Origin of the sequence: Bacteroides sp. RTP31139st1_H2_RTP31139_211217 (genome assembly GCF_040227615.1) — a bacterium.
Classification (GTDB): domain Bacteria; phylum Bacteroidota; class Bacteroidia; order Bacteroidales; family Bacteroidaceae; genus Bacteroides; species Bacteroides uniformis.
Window position 1 is genome coordinate 1 of record NZ_JBCNZM010000363.1, and the last position, 881, is coordinate 881.

Genomic DNA, 881 nt, shown 5'->3' on the forward strand with positions numbered 1-881 from the left:
GCTGATGTCGCGATTGCCTTCAGTCTGGCTTTCTTCTTGAGCCTCCTGGTGATTATAACTTTTGCCGTATACCAGGTCGGTGTTGAAGTTTATGTGGAGTTGCTTTATGCTGCCCTGATAGTAGGCATTCAGCTGGTGCCGGTTGGTTTGCTGCAAGTTTTGGGAGGAATGTATGGTGTGATCGGCCAACTCTTCATTTGCCCGGACGGTATATGCCGAATGGTCACTGCTGTGATAATCGGGGGTACGATGAAACTCATAGGAGGCACCGAGGCTGTGTTGGGGGGTGAAGTCGTAACTGGCGCTTGCTTTTCCTCCGGCAAGTAGTCCCTTATTATATAAGTGAACCCGGTTATTTACATCCCATTGTATTTCGGACGGTATCTGGTAGCGAACCTCCTGGTGGCGTTTTCTGTTTTCATAATTGGTGTACAGCATGCCCAGCAGGGACAGTCCTTTCTTCTGATAATTCAGATTGACTTGTCCGTAATGGCTGTTGCGTCTCCGTTGGGTGATTCCTGCACGGAAATTACCGCCAAAACTGTCTCTTTTGTTACGTACGGTGCGTATGCGTACAACGGCTTTAACGGTAGCATCGTACTCTGCACTCGGGTTGGTGATGAGCTCTACTTTTTCAATATCGGCGGCAGAGAGGCGTTGCAGCTCGGAGTTGTCTTGCAGAAGGCGGTTGTCTATATAGATGACCGGTGTCCCTTTGCCAAAAACGGTATACCCCTCATCAGAGGAGCGCAGTCCGGGGATATGTTTCAATACGTCGTTGGCATCATTCAAGGATGCGAGCAGGGTTTGCCGTACGCTTGTCTCCAGCTTTCCGCCCTTTAGTCTGAAAACGGGGCGGGCGGCGGTGATGACGGTTGCCG

The 881-nt window shown here is 50.6% G+C and carries 1 pseudogene; it reads right to left on the minus strand.

The annotated features are described in order from the left end of the window. A pseudogene (locus tag ABUA47_RS24965) lies at positions 1 to 881 on the minus strand (TonB-dependent receptor); the annotation flags it as partial.